We start from the raw sequence: 16296 nt of genomic DNA on the forward strand, positions 1-16296 counted from the left end.
GACCGAGGCGCCCACGCCCCGCCGGCCCACCGAACCGCTTCCGGACCGAGGCGCCCACGCCCCGCCGGCCTGCTGAACCGCTTCCGGCCGCGGCCACGGCCGACTCGCGGCACCGCTTCGACGAGGCGCGGCGGTACGGGGCGGAGCCCCCGTGAACCAGGGGCGGGCGGAGCCCGTTCGGGAAGGGGCGGCGTGGGGCGAGCACCCGCCGCCGCCTATCGTGGGCGCATGACGGCCACCCCGCACGACCGCGAGATCGAGTCCCTCGACGAGTTCGACCGGGTCGCCGCCCGCGGTTCGCTCGTCGGGTACCGGCTGCAGTCCCTCGACCTGACCGCCCGCACCGCCGACCTGCTCCGCGTCGGGACGACCGCCGCGGTGTTCCTCGGCTGCCGGATGGAGCCCGACGCCGCCGCCAAGGTGCGCGCGGACGGCGCACTGGTCTTCCCGCCCGTCCCCGATCTGCCCTTCGACCCGTACCGCGGTCGCCTGTACTCCCCCGACGGCCTCTTCGCCGGCCTCACGGACGGCGGCTACGAGGCGACCCCCGACGCCCTCGCCTACGCCTGGTTCCAGCGGACCAAGGCAGACGGCGACATCTTCGCCTCGATGCTCCGTGCCGTCCACGACGACGCGATCTCCGACGCACTCGACGAACTCCTCGTCGGCAAGGGGGTCGTGGGCGTCATGGGCGGGCACGCGATGGGCCGCGGCACCGACGCGTACGCCGGTGCCGCCCGGCTCGGCCGTGAGCTGTCCCGTGCCGGGTTCACGGTCGCCACCGGCGGCGGGCCCGGCGCGATGGAGGCCGCCAACCTCGGCGCGTACGCGGCGCCCCATCCCGACGCGATGCTGCAGGACGCGCTTCTGCTGCTCGCCAAGGCCCCGTCGTTCGTGCCGTCGGTCACCGACTGGGCGCAGGCCGCTTTCGAGGTGCGTCACCGCTGGCCGCAGGGCGGCGACTCGGTCGGCATCCCGACCTGGTTCTACGGTCACGAACCGCCGAACGCCTTCGCGGGCCACATCGCCAAGTACTTCGCCAACGCCACCCGCGAAGACGGTCTGCTGGCCCGGTGCACCCAGGGTGTGATCTTCCTGCCGGGCGCGGCAGGCACCCTCCAGGAGATCTTCGACAACGCGACCCCGAACTACTACGAGTCCCGCGGCGAGCCGACCCCCATGGTGCTGGTGAACCGGACCCACTGGACGGACCATCTGCCCGCCTGGCCGCTGCTGCGGTCACTGGCGCGCGGCCGGTCGATGGAGTCCCGGATCGCTCTCGTCGACTCGGTCGAGGAGGCTCCGGACGCCCTGCGCCGACTGCTCGCGGCCACGCCCGGACAGACACCTGAGCGGCTTCGGTGACGTCGGCTGCTGATCCTTCGACGCGTGTGCGTTGAGGTTCAGGGCTTGGTCGACTGCGGTGCCGACCTCTTCGGCGGTGGGGCGGACGCACTCGGGACCGTGGGCGCGTGAAGCTGCCGGCGGCCCGGATCAGTGCTGCGGCCACCCTTGCCGTATCCCTCCACGGCTGCCGCTACACGGCTCCCGCCGCTGCCAGGACCGCGACCGGCAGGAGCAGAATCCACTGCGGCAGCCGGAGCAGTGGCTTCGGCCAGCCGACCGACAGCGTGACGACCAGGAAGGCGACTGCGTACGCGACGAAGTGCGCAGCCACGAACCACGCGACCGGGCCGGTCGCTGACGCATCGTCGGTCAGCGCGAGATGGACCAAGGCGGCCGCGGAGAGCACCAGATCCACGCTCACCATGTGCCACACAGCATGGAGGACGCGTTTGGGTTCGTCCGCGAGTCCGCAGGACAGCAGCGGGCGGACGACATCCCGGTGTCCGCCGACGATGTGCACCGCAGCCACCCCGAACGCGGTGACGCCCGCTGCGAGAAGCCAGCCGTTCATCGGATCTCGATTCCTTTGGCGATGACAGCAGCCAGCCGGCCGGCCAGCTGAGGGTCGGAGTCTTCTCCGACCAGGCCGACGTGGAAGAACACGGCTCCGGCCAGCGTGTCCAGGACCAGATCCACGGGCGTGTCGGCCGCGATCTCTCCGCGCGTCACGGCGCGCTCGAAGACGATCAGCAGCCGTTCCTTCGAGGGGGCCAGGAAGTCGCTGCGGATGCGCGCCTTCAGCACCGGATCGGCGGCGAAGTCGGCGAGCAGCCCCGGGAGCGCCGCCGCGGCGGCCGGTGCTCGGAACTCGTCGACCAGACCCCGCAGCAGTTCGTTCAGGTCCCCGGCCAGCGTTCCGGTGTCCGGGACCGGAGCATGGTCGGTGGTCGTGAACACGGCCTCGAAAACCAACTCCGGCTTGCCCCGCCACCGCCGGTAGACCGTGTCCTTGCCGACACCGGCACGGGCAGCCACCGCGCCGATCGATGTCGCGGCGTAGCCGACCTCTGTCAGCAGCTCCGAGGCCGCGCTGACGATCGCCTGGTGCGAACGGGGATCCCTGGGACGTCCTCTGGAGGACGGAGAGGAACTCATAATTGTTTACCATACGGGTCGACCCGCATGGTAAACAACCTCCGATCGATGTCACGCGGACATCGCCGCTGCGGCGGAGCGCGGGCGACGCGACGATGCGACGAGCCACGGCAGTGGCAACAACCGGAACGCACTTGCCCAAGGACCACTCAGGGCCTCCCGTTCGGAACGTCCCGGGCTCGCGTGCCCCGGCGCGCCACCTCCCTGCGCCGACGTCAGCCGCCGGCGCTCCGCGGGGAGCCCTTCCCCCGCCGCGCCGCCGTGCGGTGCACGGCACCGGACCCGCTCGCTGATCCGGCCCGCTCCGGACGGAAGACCTTCTAGGGCGGGTCCGACCCGAGGACCACGACGTCGTCGGCGGCGAACACCACGCCCACCGTGCCGCCCTCGTCCGGCGTCCCGGCCGGGGAGCACTCCGCCTCGATCTCGGGGCCGTCGTCCGGCCGCAGCCGTACGGCGACGTGGCTGCCGCGGAACGTGCGCGGTCCGACGGTGCACCGCAGACCCTGCGAGGGGTCGGTGAGCCGCACGCCGTCGGGCCGTACGAGCACCGTCCGCGCGCCCTGCGGCGAGCCGTCCGGCACGGGGACCTTGCCCCACACCGTGTCCGCGGCCGTGCCGGCGACCGTCGCGGCCACCACGTTGTCGAAGCCGAGGAAGCGGGCGACGAACTCCGACGCGGGCCGCTGCCAGACCTCCAACGGCGCCCCCGCCTGCGCGATCCTTCCGTCCCGCATGACGACGACACGGTCGGCGAGCGCGAACGCCTCGCCCTGGTCGTGGGTGACGGCGAGCACCGTCGTGCCCAGCCGTCCGAACAGGCCGCGCAGTTCGACGACGAGCCGTTCCCGCAGGCCGCGGTCCAGCTGTCCGAGCGGCTCGTCGAGCATCAGGATCCTCGGCTCGGGCGCCAGCGCCCTGGCGAGGGCCACCCGCTGCTGCTCGCCGCCGGAGAGCGCCGCGACGGACCGCTTGTGCGCGCCGGGCAGTCCGACGAGCCTCAGCAACTCGTCCGTCCGGCGGGCCTGTTCCCCGCGGTCCGCGCCGTGCATCCGCAGCCCGAACGCCACGTTGCCGCCGACGTCCCGCTGCGGGAAGAGCTGGTGGTCCTGGAACATGAGGCCCACCCCGCGCCGGTGCACCGGCACACCCGCCTGGTCGGCGCCGCCGAGCAGGACCCGGCCCGCGTCGACGTCCTGGAGCCCGGCGACGGCCCGCAGCAGCGTCGACTTGCCGCTGCCGCTCGGTCCGAGCAGGCACACGATCTCGTGCTCGGCGACCTGGAGGTCCACCGCATCGAGCGCGGTTCGCGTCCCGAACCGCACGCTCACACCGTGAAGTTCCAGCAGCGTCATCACAGCTCCTCGGACGTCGACCCGGTGCGGACGCGTTCGAGCAAGAGCAGAGCCGCCGCGCACACCACCATCAGGATCGTGCTCAGCGCCATCGCCTGCCCGTAGTTGAGCTCGCCGGGCCGGCCGAGCAGGCGGGCGACGGCGACGGGCAGGGTCGGGTTGTCGGGCCTGGCGATGAAGACGGTCGCACCGAACTCACCGAGGGAGACGGCGAACGCGAACCCGGCGGCCACCAGCAGCGCCCTGCGCACCAGCGGCAGGTCGACCTCGCGCCAGGCCCGCAGCGGTGACGCGCCGAGGACGGCCGCGGCCTCCCGCAGCCGTTCGTCCACCGCGCGCAGCACGGGCAGCATGGTGCGGACGACGAAAGGCACGCCCACGAGTGCCTGGGCGAGCGGCACCAGGATCCAGGAGGCGCGCAGGTCGAGCGGTGGTTCGTCGAGGGTGATGAGGAAGCCGAAGCCCACGGTCACCGCGGAGACCCCGAGCGGCAGCATCAGCAGGGCGTCGAAGCCGCGGACCAGCCGGCCGGCCCTGCGGGTGAGCGCCGCCGCGGCGAGCCCGCCGACCGCGACCGCGATGGTCGTGGCGGCGAGGGCGTACCGGAGCGAGTTCCACACGGCGTCGATCGGGGGCACGAGGAAGGCGCCGCCGGCCGGGTCCACGGTCGCCAGCTCCCGGTAGTAGCCGAGCCCGTATCCGGCCGGGGTGTCGAAGGAGCGCTCGACCAGCACCGCGAGCGGCGCCAGCAGCAGGACGCCCATGGTGGCGAGGACGCCGCCGAGCAGCGTCCACTGGGCGGCGCCGCGCGGCCGCCGAGCGGTGCGCGCGGGGTCGGCGAGCCGCAGCGCGCTCTCACGCCGCCGCACGGTCCAGGCGTGCACGGCGAGGACCGCACCGACCGCCGTGAACTGCACCATCGTCAGCACGGCCGCCGTCGTCAGATCCAGGAAGTCGGCGGTCTGCCGGTAGATCTCCACCTCCAGGGTGGAGAAGGAGGGGCCGCCGAGGATCTGCACGACACCGAATGAGGTGAAGGTGAAGAGGAAGACCATCAGGGCGGCGGCGGCCAGTGACGGCACCAGGGCGGGGAACGTCACCCGCCGCCAGGCGGCGAAGCGGCCGGCGCCCAGGACCCGGGCGGCCTCCTCCTGGCGGGGGTCGAGCTGGGACCAGAGGCCGCCGACGGTGCGGACGACCACGGCGTAGTTGAAGAAGACGTGGGCGAGGAGGATGGCCCACACGGTGGTGTCCAACCGGATGCCCCACAGTTCGTCGAGGAGTCCGCCCCGCCCCAGCAGCGCCAGGAACGCCGTGCCGACGACGACGGTCGGCAGCACGAACGGCACGGTGACCATCGCGCGCAGCAGCCGCTTCCCCGGGAAGTCGAGGCGGGCGAAGGCGTAGGCACCGGGAAGCGCGATCAGCAGGGTCAGCGCCGTGGAGGCGAGGGCCTGCCAGGTGGTGAACCAGAGCACCGACAGGATGTCCGGCCGGCCGAGCACCTCGCCGAACCGGCCGAACTGCCAAGCGCCGTCGGCGCGCAGACCGCGCCCGACGATCGCGGAGACGGGGTAGGCGAAGAAGACGGCGAAGAACGCGACAGGGCCGGCCATCAGACCGAGCCGTGCCGCGTTCCCGCGCAGGGGCGTCTTTACTTCACTACGAGCGAGGACCACGACCGGACCCACTGCTCACGGTTCTTCGCGATGGTGTCGGCGGCGACGGTCTCGGGCTTCTCGATCACGGCACCGTGCTCGGTGAACAGCTCAGGCAGCTTCGCGTCCCCGACCACCGGGTTGACGAACATGTTCAGCGGCATGTCCTCCTGGAACTCCTTGCCGATCAAGAAGTCCAGCAGTGCCTTCCCACCTGCCTCGTTCTTCGCGCCCTTGAGCAGGCCCGCGAACTCGATCTGGCGGAAGCAGGTGCCGGTGGCCACACCGGTCGGCGCCTCGGCCGGCTGCGGGTCGGAGTAGAGGACCTCGACGGGCGGACTGGAGGCGTACGAGACGACGAGCGGGCGGTCGGCCCCCGCCTTCTTTCCGCCGGCGGACCCGGAGAACTCCTCGTTGTATGCCTGCTCCCAGCCGTCGACGACCTTGACGCCGTTGTCCTTGAGCTTCTTCCAGTAGCCCTGCCAGCCGGACTCGCCGTACTCGCCGATGCTGCCGAGGAGGAAGCCGAGGCCGGGAGAGGACGTGGCGGCGTTCTCGACGACGAGCATGTTCTTGTACTCGGGCTTCGCCAGGTCCGCGAAGGTCTGCGGCGGCGCGAGCTTCTTGTCGGCGAAGAACTTCTTGTCGTAGTTGACGCAGATGTCGCCGGTGTCGACGGGCGTCACCCGGTGCCTGCCCGCGTCGAGCTGCACCTCCGGTTCCACCCGGTCGAGGCCCTTGGCCTCGTGAGGCGTGAAGAGGTCGTTGTCGAGAGCGCGGGAGAGGAGGGTGTTGTCGACACCGAAGAAGACGTCGCCCTGCGGGGAGCCCTTGGTGAGGATCTCCTTGTTGAGCGCGGTGCCGGCGTCGCCGCTCTTGAGCACCTTGACCGTGTAGCCGGTCTGCCGGGTGAACTCCTTCAACACCGCCTCGGACGCCGCGAAGGAATCGTGGCTGACGAGCGTGACGGTCTTCGACTTGCTTCCGCCGCCGGACCCCGGGTCCCCGGACTCCCCGCCGCACGCGGCGAGGACCGAGACACCGAGGGCGCCGACGAGTGCCGTGCCGACGGCACGCCGAAGCTGGCTGTTCATGATGATGCTGACTCCCTACGCCGGTATGACCCGGATCAGGTCCGAGGGTCTGCGGCCCTGGCCATGAAGGCTCGCCGCACTCTCAGCGCTGTGGTGCGCTCCCCTGTCGGAATGTGTTGTTGTTCATTTGTGCGAACGCACAGGGCACAGTATCAGCCATGGCCGACGGCCCTTCGGTCACCGCTCCTGCGCCGCCAGCTGCCCGCAGGCCCCGTCGATCTCCTGACCGCGGGTGTCCCGGACGGTCACCGGCACGCCGTGCGCGGCGATGGCCTCGACGAACGCCTTCTCGTCCTCGGGGCGCGACGCCGTCCACTTCGAGCCGGGTGTCGGGTTGAGCGGGATCAGGTTCACATGGACCCGCTTGCCCTTGAGCAGCCGGCCGAGGAGGTCGCCGCGCCACGCCTGGTCGTTGATGTCGCGGATCAGCGCGTACTCGATGGAGATCCGGCGGCCGGACTTCTCCGCGTACTCCCAGGCGGCGTCGAGGACCTCGCGGACCTTCCAGCGGGTGTTGACCGGGACCAGGGTGTCGCGCAGTTCGTCGTCCGGGGCGTGCAGCGACACCGCGAGGCGGCACTTGAACCCCTCGTCGGCGAACCGCAGCATCGCGGGAACCAGGCCGACGGTCGAGACCGTGATACCGCGCTGCGAGAGCCCGAGACCGTCCGGCTCGGGGTCCGTGAGGCGGCGGACGGCTCCGACGACCCGCTTGTAGTTCGCGAGCGGCTCACCCATGCCCATGAAGACGATGTTGGACAGCCGGGCCGGTCCTCCGGGAACCTCTCCGTCGCGAAGCGCCCGCATACCGTCCACGATCTGGTGCACGATCTCGGCGGTCGACAGGTTCCGGTCGAGACCGGCCTGACCGGTGGCGCAGAACGGGCAGTTCATCCCGCACCCGGCCTGCGAGGAGATGCACATGGTGACCCGGTCCGGGTAGCGCATGAGCACGGACTCGACGAGGGTGCCGTCGTGCAGTCGCCAGAGCGTCTTGCGGGTGGTGTCGTCGTCGCAGGAGATGTGCCGGACGACGGACATCAGGTCGGGCAGCAGCTCCCCGGCGAGCTTCTCGCGGGCCGCGGCGGGGATGTCGGTCCACTGCGCCGGGTCGTGAGCGTACCGGGCGAAGTAGTGCTGGGACAGCTGCTTGGCGCGGAACGGCTTCTCGCCGATCGCGGCGACGGCCTCCTTCCGCTCGGCGGGCGAGAGGTCGGCAAGGTGCCGCGGCGGCTTCTTGGCTCCGCGGGGCGCGACGAAAGTGAGTTCTCCGGGCTTAGGCATGTCCGTACCAGTGTCGCAGACGCCGACCGGTGACCTGCGGCAGGTGATTCCGGCGGTGGTCGTTGGTCACCGTTGGTCCGCCTTCGACGCCCGCAGACGGCCCGGCTGCGCCCCTCCCGCCAGCGGTCGGGGGCGCTGGCGTCAGCGCCCCCGATAGCGCAGCGGGCCCGCCTTGACCAGGGCGTTGGCCGTGAGCACCCCATCGGCGCGGCGCCGTGGAACCCGCCCTTCATGCGGTTCCGGCATCAGGCCCACGTCGCCTCACCGGCCCGGCCGGTGAGGCGCGGGCCGAAGCGAACGACGAGTGGCCAAGGTCGCTTCCGACAGCGACCCGCCGGTTGACGTGTGACCTGCACGTACGCCGTGCCCACGACGGCACGTGCACCGTAACCACGCGGCTGTGCGGGGTCGGAAGAACGGCAGCATGAACACACCCACCAAACCCCTGAACGCCGTGAACGGCACCGTGAACAATCGACCGACGTCATACGAAATAGCCGCAAGCGGGCAAATCCCTTCCCGACAGACCAATGTCGGCATCTGTGAGGACCGTCCGGGATCGTGCCGGCCGCACCTGCCAGAAGGCGGCGTTCTCCGGATCCGGCAGGGGCGCCGCCAGGGCCACGGGAAGGACGAAGGGCCCGCCGTCCTGTGGACGACGAGCCCTCGCGGACGAATCCGTGGCTCAGCCGGAACCGACGAAGAGCACCAGCAGCAGCCACACCACCGGGGCCGTCGGCAGGAGGGAGTCCAGGCGGTCCATGATGCCGCCGTGCCCGGGGAGCAGCGTGCCCATGTCCTTGATGCCGAGGTCCCGCTTGATCATCGACTCGCCCAGGTCGCCGAGCGTGGCGCTGACCGCGACCGCGAGGCCGAGGAGCAGGCCCTGCCACCAGGTGCCGCCGTCGAAGAGGAACTCCACGCACAACGCGCCGGCGGCCATCGCGAACGACACCGCGCCGAGCAGCCCTTCACGGGTCTTGCCCGGGCTGATGCGCGGCGCCAGCTTGGTCCTGCCGAAGCGCCAGCCCACCGCGTACGCACCGGTGTCGCTGACCACGGTCAGCAGCAGGAAGGTGATCACCCGCTCCGGACCGTCGTCCGCCGCCAGCATCAGGGCGACGAAGGTGGCCAGGAAGGGAACGTAGAACGCTGCGAAGATACCGGCCGTGACGTCCCTCAGGTACCCCTCGGGCGGTTCCGTCATCCGCCAGACGAGGACCGCCAGGGCGGTGAGAGCCATCGCGACCCAGGCGCCCTCCGCGCCGCGGGCGTAACCGGCGACGACCATCGCCGCGCCACCCACGGCGAGCGGGACGAGGGGCGCCTTGATCTGCTTGCGCTCCTCGAGCCGGGAGGTCAGCTCCCACAGTCCGACGACGACGGCGACGGCGATCACACCGACGAAGACGGCCTTCACGAAGAAGAGCGAGACGACGATCACCGCGCCGAGGCCGACGCCGACTCCTATCGCCGCACGAAGGTCCCGGCCGGCCCGCTTCTTCTGCGGGGGCTCGGGCCGCGGAGGCGGCTGCGGGGTGGGCTCGCCCGACGGCGGCGGGGTGGGCATGGGCTCCTGCGGCGTTTCGTCACGGAACAGGGGGCCGCCCAGCCGAGCGGCCCCCCGGTCACGGTCCTCGCGGTCTGCACCGCGACGGTTCTCGGCGTCTCTACCTGCGTCGGGAAACCCGGGCACGATGGGCATGGGCTGCGTCTCTGATGTATACCGTGCGTCGTGCCCATCGTGGGCGGGACCCGCCGGGAGGGGCCCCTGGTCGGGCGGCGGCCACGCTCCGGCGTATCCGGCGCCGTGCGAGGCCCCCCGGGAAGAGTCGTTCATCAGACCTCGAGCAGCTCGGCTTCCTTGTGCTTGAGCAGCTCGTCCACCTGCGCCACGTACTTCGAGGTGGTGTCGTCGAGCTCCTTCTCCGCACGGCGGCCCTCGTCCTCGCCGACCTCGCCGTCCTTGATCAGCTTGTCGATGGTCTCCTTGGCCTTGCGGCGCACGGAGCGGATCGAGATCTTTGCGTCCTCGGCCTTGGTCTTGGCGACCTTGATGTATTCCTTGCGGCGGTCCTGCGTCAGCTCCGGGAACACCACCCGGATGATGTTGCCGTCGTTGCTCGGGTTGACGCCGAGGTCCGAGTCGCGGATCGCCTGCTCGATGTTGCGCAGCGCGGTCTTGTCGAACGGCGTGACGACGGCCATCCGCGGCTCGGGAACGGAGAACGACGCCAGCTGGTTGATCGGGGTCAGGGCACCGTAGTAGTCCGCCACGATCTTGTTGAACATCGCCGGGTGCGCACGTCCGGTGCGGATCGCGGCGAAGTCATCCTTGGCGACCAGGACGGCCTTCTCCATCTTCTCCTCGGCCTCGAGGAGGGTCTCTTCGATCACCACTTGCTCCTGCGTGTCTTGAGGTAGGCCCGGCTCGTACCACTGGGCCGACGGAACCTGCGTCGCGTGTTGCCTGCACGGTCTCCGACCGGCAGGACTTTGTCCATCCCTCTTGGGGCGCCCCGGATCAGGCTCGGGTGCCCCGGTCGCTCACGAGCGTGCCGATCTTCTCACCCTTGACGGCCCGAGCGATATTGCCTTCGGTGAGGAGTTCGAAGACGAGGATCGGCAGGGCGTTGTCGCGGCAGAGGGTGATCGCGGTGGCGTCGGCCACCTTGAGGTTGCGCGACAGCACCTCGCCGTACTCCAGCGCGTCGAACTTCACCGCGTCCGCGTTGGTCTTGGGGTCGGAGTCGTAGACCCCGTCGACGCCGTTCTTGCCCATGAGCAGGGCCTCGGCGTCGATCTCCAGGGCCCGCTGCGCTGCGGTGGTGTCGGTGGAGAAGTACGGCATGCCCATACCGGCGCCGAAGATGACCACACGGCCCTTCTCCAGGTGGCGCACGGCGCGGAGCGGGATGTACGGCTCCGCGACCTGGCCCATGGTGATGGCGGTCTGGACGCGGGAGTCGATGCCTTCCTTCTCCAGGAAGTCCTGGAGGGCAAGGCAGTTCATGACCGTGCCGAGCATGCCCATGTAGTCGGAGCGGGCCCGGTCCATGCCGCGCTGCTGCAGCTCGGCCCCGCGGAAGAAGTTGCCTCCGCCGATGACGACCGCGATCTCCGCCCCGTCGCGTACGACCGCGGCGATCTCGCGGGCGATGGCGTGTACGACGTCGGGGTCGACGCCCAGGCCCCCGCCACCGGCGAACGCCTCGCCGGACAGCTTCAGCATGAAGCGTCCGTACTTTTTGCCGTGGTTGTCGTCGCTCTGTGCGGCGCCCTGATTCATGGAGATCTCCTCGTGCACATACGAAGAAGGCCATTGCCAGTGGGTCCTTGCGGTTTCCCGTACGGCAATGGCCTCCTCGTCAGATCTGCGATCGTCGGGCGCGTACGCCGACGACTGCTTCAGACCCTACCGGGGTCCGGTGTCCGTCGCGTACGGACTCAGATGCCGACCTTGATGCGGCTGAAGCGCTTCAGGGTGACACCGGCCTCGTCCAGAATCTGCTGAACGGTCTTCTTGTTGTCGAGCGCGTACGGCTGACCGAGGAGGGTGGCCTCCTTGAAGAAGCCGTTGACGCGACCCTCGACGATCTTCGGGAGCGCGGCCTCGGGCTTGCCCTCGGCGCGCGTGGTCTCCTCGGCGACGCGGCGCTCGGACTCGACGACCTCGGCCGGGACGTCCTCGCGGGAGAGGTACTTCGGGGCGAAGGCGGCGATGTGCTGCGCGACGCCCTTGGCGAGGTCCGCGTCGGCCTTGTCGAGCTCGACCAGGACACCGATCTGCGGGGGCAGGTCGGGCATGGTGCGGTGCATGTAGGCGGCGACGTAGGCGCCGGAGAACTGCGCGAAACGGTCCAGGACGATCTTCTCGCCGAGGTTGGCGTTGGCCTCGTCGACGTACGCCTGGACGGTCTTGCCGGGCTCGATCTCGGAGGCGAGCAGCGCCTCGATGTCGGCCGGGGCGGTCTTGGCGGCGTGCGCGGCGAGCGCGCTGGCGACGGCCTGGAACTTGTCACCCTTGGCGACGAAGTCCGTCTCGCACTTCAGCTCGACGAGCACACCGGAGGTGTTGTCGTCGGCGATCAGGGAGACGACGGCGCCGTTCTCGGCGGAGCGGCCCTCGCGCTTGGCGACGCCCTTCTGGCCCTTGATGCGCAGGGCCTCGACGGCCTTGTCGACGCTGCCGTCGGCCTCGTCCAGCGCCTTCTTGCAGTCCATCATGCCGGCGCCGGTGAGCTCGCGGAGCTTCTTCACGTCAGCGGCGGTGTAGTTCGCCATGTCCTTGAATCTCTCTCGAAGGTCGAAAGTCGAAGATCTGCGGGTGAGCGGCGAGGCCGGTGCCTGCTGGCACCGCCCCCGCCGTCAACCACCGAACCGGTGAGGTCAGCCCTGCTCGGCGTCCGCGGCCGGCTTCTCAGCCTCGGCAGCGGGCGCCTCAGCGGCGGGCGCCTCGGCCGGGGCCTCGGCAGCCGGGGCCTCGGCGGCGGGAGCCTCAGCAGCCGGGGCCTCGGCCGGCTTGGCCTCGGCGGCCTCGTCGCCGTCCGCCTTCTTCTCGCCCTCGAGGAGGTCACGCTCCCACTCGGCGAGGGGCTCGCCGGCGGCCTTCTCGCCCGGCTTGGAGTCACCGGTGGCGACGCCGGAGCGGGCGATGAGGCCCTCGGCGACGGCGTCGGCGATCACGCGGGTGAGCAGGGTGACGGAGCGGATCGCGTCGTCGTTGCCCGGGATCTTGTAGTCGACCTCGTCCGGGTCGCAGTTGGTGTCGAGGATCGCGACGACCGGGATGTGGAGCTTGCGCGCCTCACCGACGGCGATGTGCTCCTTCTTGGTGTCGACGATCCAGACGGCGCTCGGCACCTTCTGCATCTCGCGGATACCACCAAGGGTCTTCTCCAGCTTGGCCTTCTCACGCGAGAGGACCAGAAGCTCCTTCTTGGTGAGGCCGGAGGCGGCCACATCCTCGAAGTCGATCTGCTCGAGCTCCTTGAGGCGCTGCAGACGCTTGTAGACGGTGGAGAAGTTGGTGAGCATGCCGCCCAGCCAACGCTGGTTGACGTACGGCATCCCGACGCGCGTCGCCTGCTCGGCGATGGCCTCCTGGGCCTGCTTCTTGGTGCCGACGAACATGATGGAGCCGCCGTGGGCGACGGTCTCCTTGACGAACTCGTAGGCGCGGTCGATGTACGACAGCGACTGGAGCAGGTCGATGATGTAGATGCCGTTGCGCTCCGTGAAGATGAATCGCTTCATCTTCGGGTTCCAACGACGGGTCTGGTGACCGAAGTGGACGCCGCTCTCCAGCAGCTCCCGCATCGTGACGACGGCCATGGCCGTATCTCCTTGTTCTTCTCGGTTATGTCCTGACGCCCCGACGCGCCGTGCCACAAGGGACCGAGGAGCGCGGCCACCCGACCGCTGAGGGTGTGGTGGCGGGGCGTGCGAAGTCGACCCGGTGACCCGGATCGCCAGAAGAAGTGTACGGGACCGCTGACCTACCGGGTGACGGCGTTGTCCACAACGGGACCGTTGTCCACAGAACCGGACCATGATCAGCGAGCGGGCCGCCGCCTGCGGGACGGTTCCGTCCATGAACCGTACGTTTTGGGCGGGCGCGGCGGCGCCCGTGTCTCGGGTGGAGCGCCCTGCCGTGGCCGTGGCTCGGGCCGGACCCCTGGCTCGGGCCGTAACCGTGACCTCGATCCGGGCCGCGGCCCTGACTCCGGCCGTGGCCTGCCGGGCCGTAACCGTGACCTCGATCCGGGCCGCGGCCTGCCGGGTGGTGCTCTTCGTGCTGCTGCTCGCCGCCATGCCCGCGGGGGCGTCGCCGGCCGACCGGGCACGTGCCGCCCCCGCCGCCGAGCGGCCCGCATCGGCGGCGGGCGTGTACGCGGACGGAGCGGGCGGCGGGAGCGGTCGCGCGGTGACGGTCCGGGCCGGACCGGCAGCGGGCGCCGCGGCCGACGGCGACGTGCGGAGCTGGCCCGTCGGGGCACCGCGGCCGGTGGTGGTGCGCGGGTGGGAGCCCCCCAGCTCTCCGTACGGGCCGGGACACCGCGGTGTGGACCTGGCCGCGGCCGCCGGTACGCCGGTGCGGGCCGCGGCGCCGGGCACGGTGTCCTTCGCCGGGTCGGTCGCGGGCCGGGGTGTGGTGTCCATCAGCCTCACCGGTACGGGTGACCCGCCGCTGCGGACGACCTACGAACCCGTCCGCCCGTTGGTCGCGGAGGGCGCAGAAGTGCGCGCCGGCCAGACGGTCGCGGTCGTCGAGCCGGGGGCCTCGCACTGCGCGGGCTGTCTGCACTGGGGGCTGCGCCGCGGCACCGCCTATCTGGACCCGCTGACGCTGCTGCCGCCGTGGATGCTGCGCCGGCCGCCCTCCCGGTTGCTGCCGGTCTTCGGCGTACCGGAGCCGGGGGCGCGCACGGCTGCCGGCGCACGCCGGGCTGCTACCGCCGCCCGGCCTGCCGGCCCGGGGCCGACTGCCTTCGCGGGGCCGGGGCGCATCGCACGCCCGACGGCCGTCACCGGTCGGGGGAGCGGTGTACACCCGACGGCTGCAGCAGGGACCGCCGATACGGTGCAGGCCGGACTGCTGCTGCTCGCCTGCCTGGCGGCACGTCACGCCCTGCGGCGACCCCTGACGAACCGCTGCCGTCACCGCCACTGTCAACATCATCTCCGCCGTCAACACCGCCGCCGGCAACCCCGGGAGCTGCCCGGTCAGTCCCCTGCGCCCCGAACGCCCCGCAGCACCATCGCGACAGCCGCCTCCGCGATGGCGTCGGGCTCCTCGGCCGCGCCGAGCTCGATGCGGCGGACCGCCGCATCCACCACGCCCTGCAAGAGCATCGCGGTCAGGCGGGGCCGGTCCTGGCCCAACTCCCCCAGCGCCTCCACGATCATCGCGATCAGACCGCCGTGCGCGGCCCGGATCTTCTCGCGGGCCCCCGCCTCCAGCTCACTGGCCGAGATCGCGACGACGGCCCTGTGCCGTCGGTCCCCGACCAGCTCGAGCTGGCTGCGCACATACGCCTCGACCTTGCCCTCCGGCGTCTCGGCCCGCCCCATGGCGGCCTCCACCTCGGCCGCCCAGACAGGGAAGTCCACCGCGCAGAGCTCTTCGACGACCGCGGCACGCGAGCGGAAGTACTCGTAGACGGAGGACCTCGCCAGACCGGTGCGCTCCGCGAGGGCGGGGAAGGTCAGCGCCTCCGTACCGCCTTCGGACAGAAGGGAGCGCGCGGCGTCCAGCAGGGCGCTTCGCTGCATCGTCCGGTGCTCGGCCACGGAGGCCGCTCGAATCCTTGGCACGTCTCCACTTTACGGATGCCGCGCCGGCGATCCCAGAGTCACCGTCCCACGTCGGCCAGCTTCGCCCGCAGCTGCAGCACCGACTTGGTGTGGATCTGGCTGACCCTGCTCTCCGTGACGCCGAGGATGTTACCGATCTCGGCAAGGGTGAGGCCCTCGTAGTAGTAGAGCGTGACCACGGTCTTCTCGCGGTCGGGCAGAGTGTTGATGGCACGGGCGAGCAGCCGGCGCAGTTCGCGGTCCTCGGCCACTTCCACCGGGTCGTCGGCCGCGGTGTCCTCGAGTTTGTCCATGAGGCTGAGGCGCTCACCGCTCTCGCCGCCGACATGCAGCAGTTCCTCCAGGGCCACCACGTTCGCCAGGGACAACTGACTGAAAACGGCGTGCAGTTCCTCGACCGCGACGCCCATCTCAGCGGCGACCTCGCACTCGGAAGGAGTACGCCGCAACTGCGCCTCGAGCGTCGCGTACGCCCGCTCGACGGCTCGCGCCTTCTGGCGCACGGACCGGGGGATCCAGTCCAGCGCGCGCAGTTCGTCGATCATCGCGCCGCGGATCCGGGTGATGGCGTACGTCTCGAACTTGATCGACCGCTCGATGTCGAACTTCTCGATCGCGTCGATGAGCCCGAAGACGCCGGAGGAGACGAAGTCCGCCTGCTCGACGTTGGACGGCAGGCCCACACTCACCCGGCCTGCGACGTACTTGACCAGCGGCGAGTAGTGCAGGATCAGCTGTTCCCGCAGCCGGTCGTCACCCGTGGCCTTGTACGACCGCCACAGCTCGTCGAGCGACGAGGGCGCGGCGGGCCGCCCGGCGCCACGGGCAGCGGGTGGCGCTGCCGCGCGGTCAGACCCTGAGGTGTGCTGGGGCATGCGTTGCCTTGAGCCGTTCTGCTGTGAGGGGAGCGGGAAGGGCCGCCTGGGCCCGGGGATCCGGTGAGCGTAGCGTGACTGCGCGGTCGCGGTGGGCGAAGGCGGGCGACGGGAACCTGCTCAAGTATTCGCCCTCGTCCACACCCTCGAGCCGGGGCCGATGCCCAGCGCACCGGCCCCTCAGGTCCCGCCGACCGGCCCGCAGAGGTCA

The 16296-nt window shown here is 70.9% G+C and carries 14 protein-coding genes, 1 pseudogene and 1 riboswitch; of the genes and pseudogenes, 2 read left to right on the forward strand and 13 right to left on the reverse strand.

The window, feature by feature from the left end:
* The first annotated feature begins 228 nt into the window (after window positions 1-228).
* A complete protein-coding gene (locus AB0903_RS16380) occupies window positions 229-1365 on the forward strand; it encodes an LOG family protein (protein ID WP_366703253.1) in 1137 nt (378 codons plus the stop codon).
* A 172-nt stretch (window positions 1366-1537) separates the two neighbouring features.
* Here AB0903_RS16380 and AB0903_RS16385 read toward each other — a convergent pair whose 3' ends face one another.
* From AB0903_RS16385 to rpsB, 11 genes are all read right to left on the reverse strand, one after another.
* Complete coding sequence (locus tag AB0903_RS16385) at window positions 1538-1918, reverse strand: hypothetical protein (protein ID WP_366703255.1); 381 nt, start codon at window positions 1916-1918, stop codon at window positions 1538-1540.
* Entirely contained in the window at window positions 1915-2502 is a 588-nt protein-coding gene (locus AB0903_RS16390) for a TetR/AcrR family transcriptional regulator (protein WP_366703257.1), read from the reverse strand. The genes AB0903_RS16385 and AB0903_RS16390 overlap by 4 nt, the downstream gene beginning before the upstream one ends.
* Window positions 2503-2822: 320 nt before the next feature.
* Window positions 2823-3857, reverse strand: coding sequence for an ABC transporter ATP-binding protein (locus AB0903_RS16395; RefSeq protein WP_366703259.1), 1035 nt, complete (start codon window positions 3855-3857; stop codon window positions 2823-2825).
* Complete coding sequence (locus AB0903_RS16400) at window positions 3857-5473, reverse strand: iron ABC transporter permease (protein WP_366703261.1); 1617 nt, start codon at window positions 5471-5473, stop codon at window positions 3857-3859. Before AB0903_RS16400 ends, AB0903_RS16395 begins: the two co-directional genes overlap by 1 nt.
* Window positions 5474-5511: 38 nt before the next feature.
* The gene (locus AB0903_RS16405) at window positions 5512-6609 is read right to left on the reverse strand and encodes a thiamine ABC transporter substrate-binding protein (protein WP_366703262.1); all 1098 of its coding nucleotides are present in this window, start codon (window positions 6607-6609) and stop codon (window positions 5512-5514) included.
* Window positions 6605-6724: riboswitch (TPP riboswitch) on the reverse strand. It overlaps the preceding gene by 5 nt.
* 62 nt (window positions 6725-6786) lie before the next feature.
* A complete protein-coding gene (gene rlmN, locus AB0903_RS16410) occupies window positions 6787-7893 on the reverse strand; it encodes a 23S rRNA (adenine(2503)-C(2))-methyltransferase RlmN (protein ID WP_366703264.1) in 1107 nt (368 codons plus the stop codon).
* Window positions 7894-8578: 685 nt separating this feature from the next.
* On the reverse strand, window positions 8579-9733 hold the full coding sequence (locus tag AB0903_RS16415; protein WP_366703266.1) for a phosphatidate cytidylyltransferase: 1155 nt from the start codon (window positions 9731-9733) through the stop codon (window positions 8579-8581).
* The gene (frr, locus tag AB0903_RS16420) at window positions 9733-10290 is read right to left on the reverse strand and encodes a ribosome recycling factor (protein WP_366703268.1); all 558 of its coding nucleotides are present in this window, start codon (window positions 10288-10290) and stop codon (window positions 9733-9735) included. The genes AB0903_RS16415 and frr overlap by 1 nt, the downstream gene beginning before the upstream one ends.
* A 127-nt stretch (window positions 10291-10417) precedes the next feature.
* Window positions 10418-11182, reverse strand: coding sequence for a UMP kinase (gene pyrH, locus AB0903_RS16425; RefSeq protein ID WP_366703270.1), 765 nt, complete (start codon window positions 11180-11182; stop codon window positions 10418-10420).
* 158 nt (window positions 11183-11340) lie between these two features.
* Window positions 11341-12177 carry a translation elongation factor Ts gene (tsf, locus tag AB0903_RS16430; RefSeq protein WP_366703272.1) on the reverse strand — a complete coding sequence of 279 codons (837 nt, stop codon included), beginning with the start codon at window positions 12175-12177 and terminating at the stop codon, window positions 11341-11343.
* 105 nt (window positions 12178-12282) lie between these two features.
* On the reverse strand, window positions 12283-13227 hold the full coding sequence (rpsB, locus tag AB0903_RS16435; RefSeq protein WP_366703274.1) for a 30S ribosomal protein S2: 945 nt from the start codon (window positions 13225-13227) through the stop codon (window positions 12283-12285).
* A 478-nt stretch (window positions 13228-13705) separates the two neighbouring features.
* Here rpsB and AB0903_RS16440 point away from each other — a divergent pair.
* A pseudogene (locus tag AB0903_RS16440) lies at window positions 13706-14314 on the forward strand (M23 family metallopeptidase); the annotation flags it as partial.
* A gap of 305 nt (window positions 14315-14619) precedes the next feature.
* Here AB0903_RS16440 and AB0903_RS16445 read toward each other — a convergent pair.
* On the reverse strand, window positions 14620-15186 hold the full coding sequence (locus AB0903_RS16445; RefSeq protein WP_366703372.1) for a TetR/AcrR family transcriptional regulator: 567 nt from the start codon (window positions 15184-15186) through the stop codon (window positions 14620-14622).
* A gap of 62 nt (window positions 15187-15248) precedes the next feature.
* The gene (whiG, locus tag AB0903_RS16450) at window positions 15249-16085 is read right to left on the reverse strand and encodes an RNA polymerase sigma factor WhiG (protein ID WP_366703276.1); all 837 of its coding nucleotides are present in this window, start codon (window positions 16083-16085) and stop codon (window positions 15249-15251) included.
* Window positions 16086-16296: the final 211 nt, after the last annotated feature.

This window comes from Streptomyces sp. NPDC048389, from assembly GCF_040706335.1.
Lineage (GTDB): Bacteria > Actinomycetota > Actinomycetes > Streptomycetales > Streptomycetaceae > Streptomyces.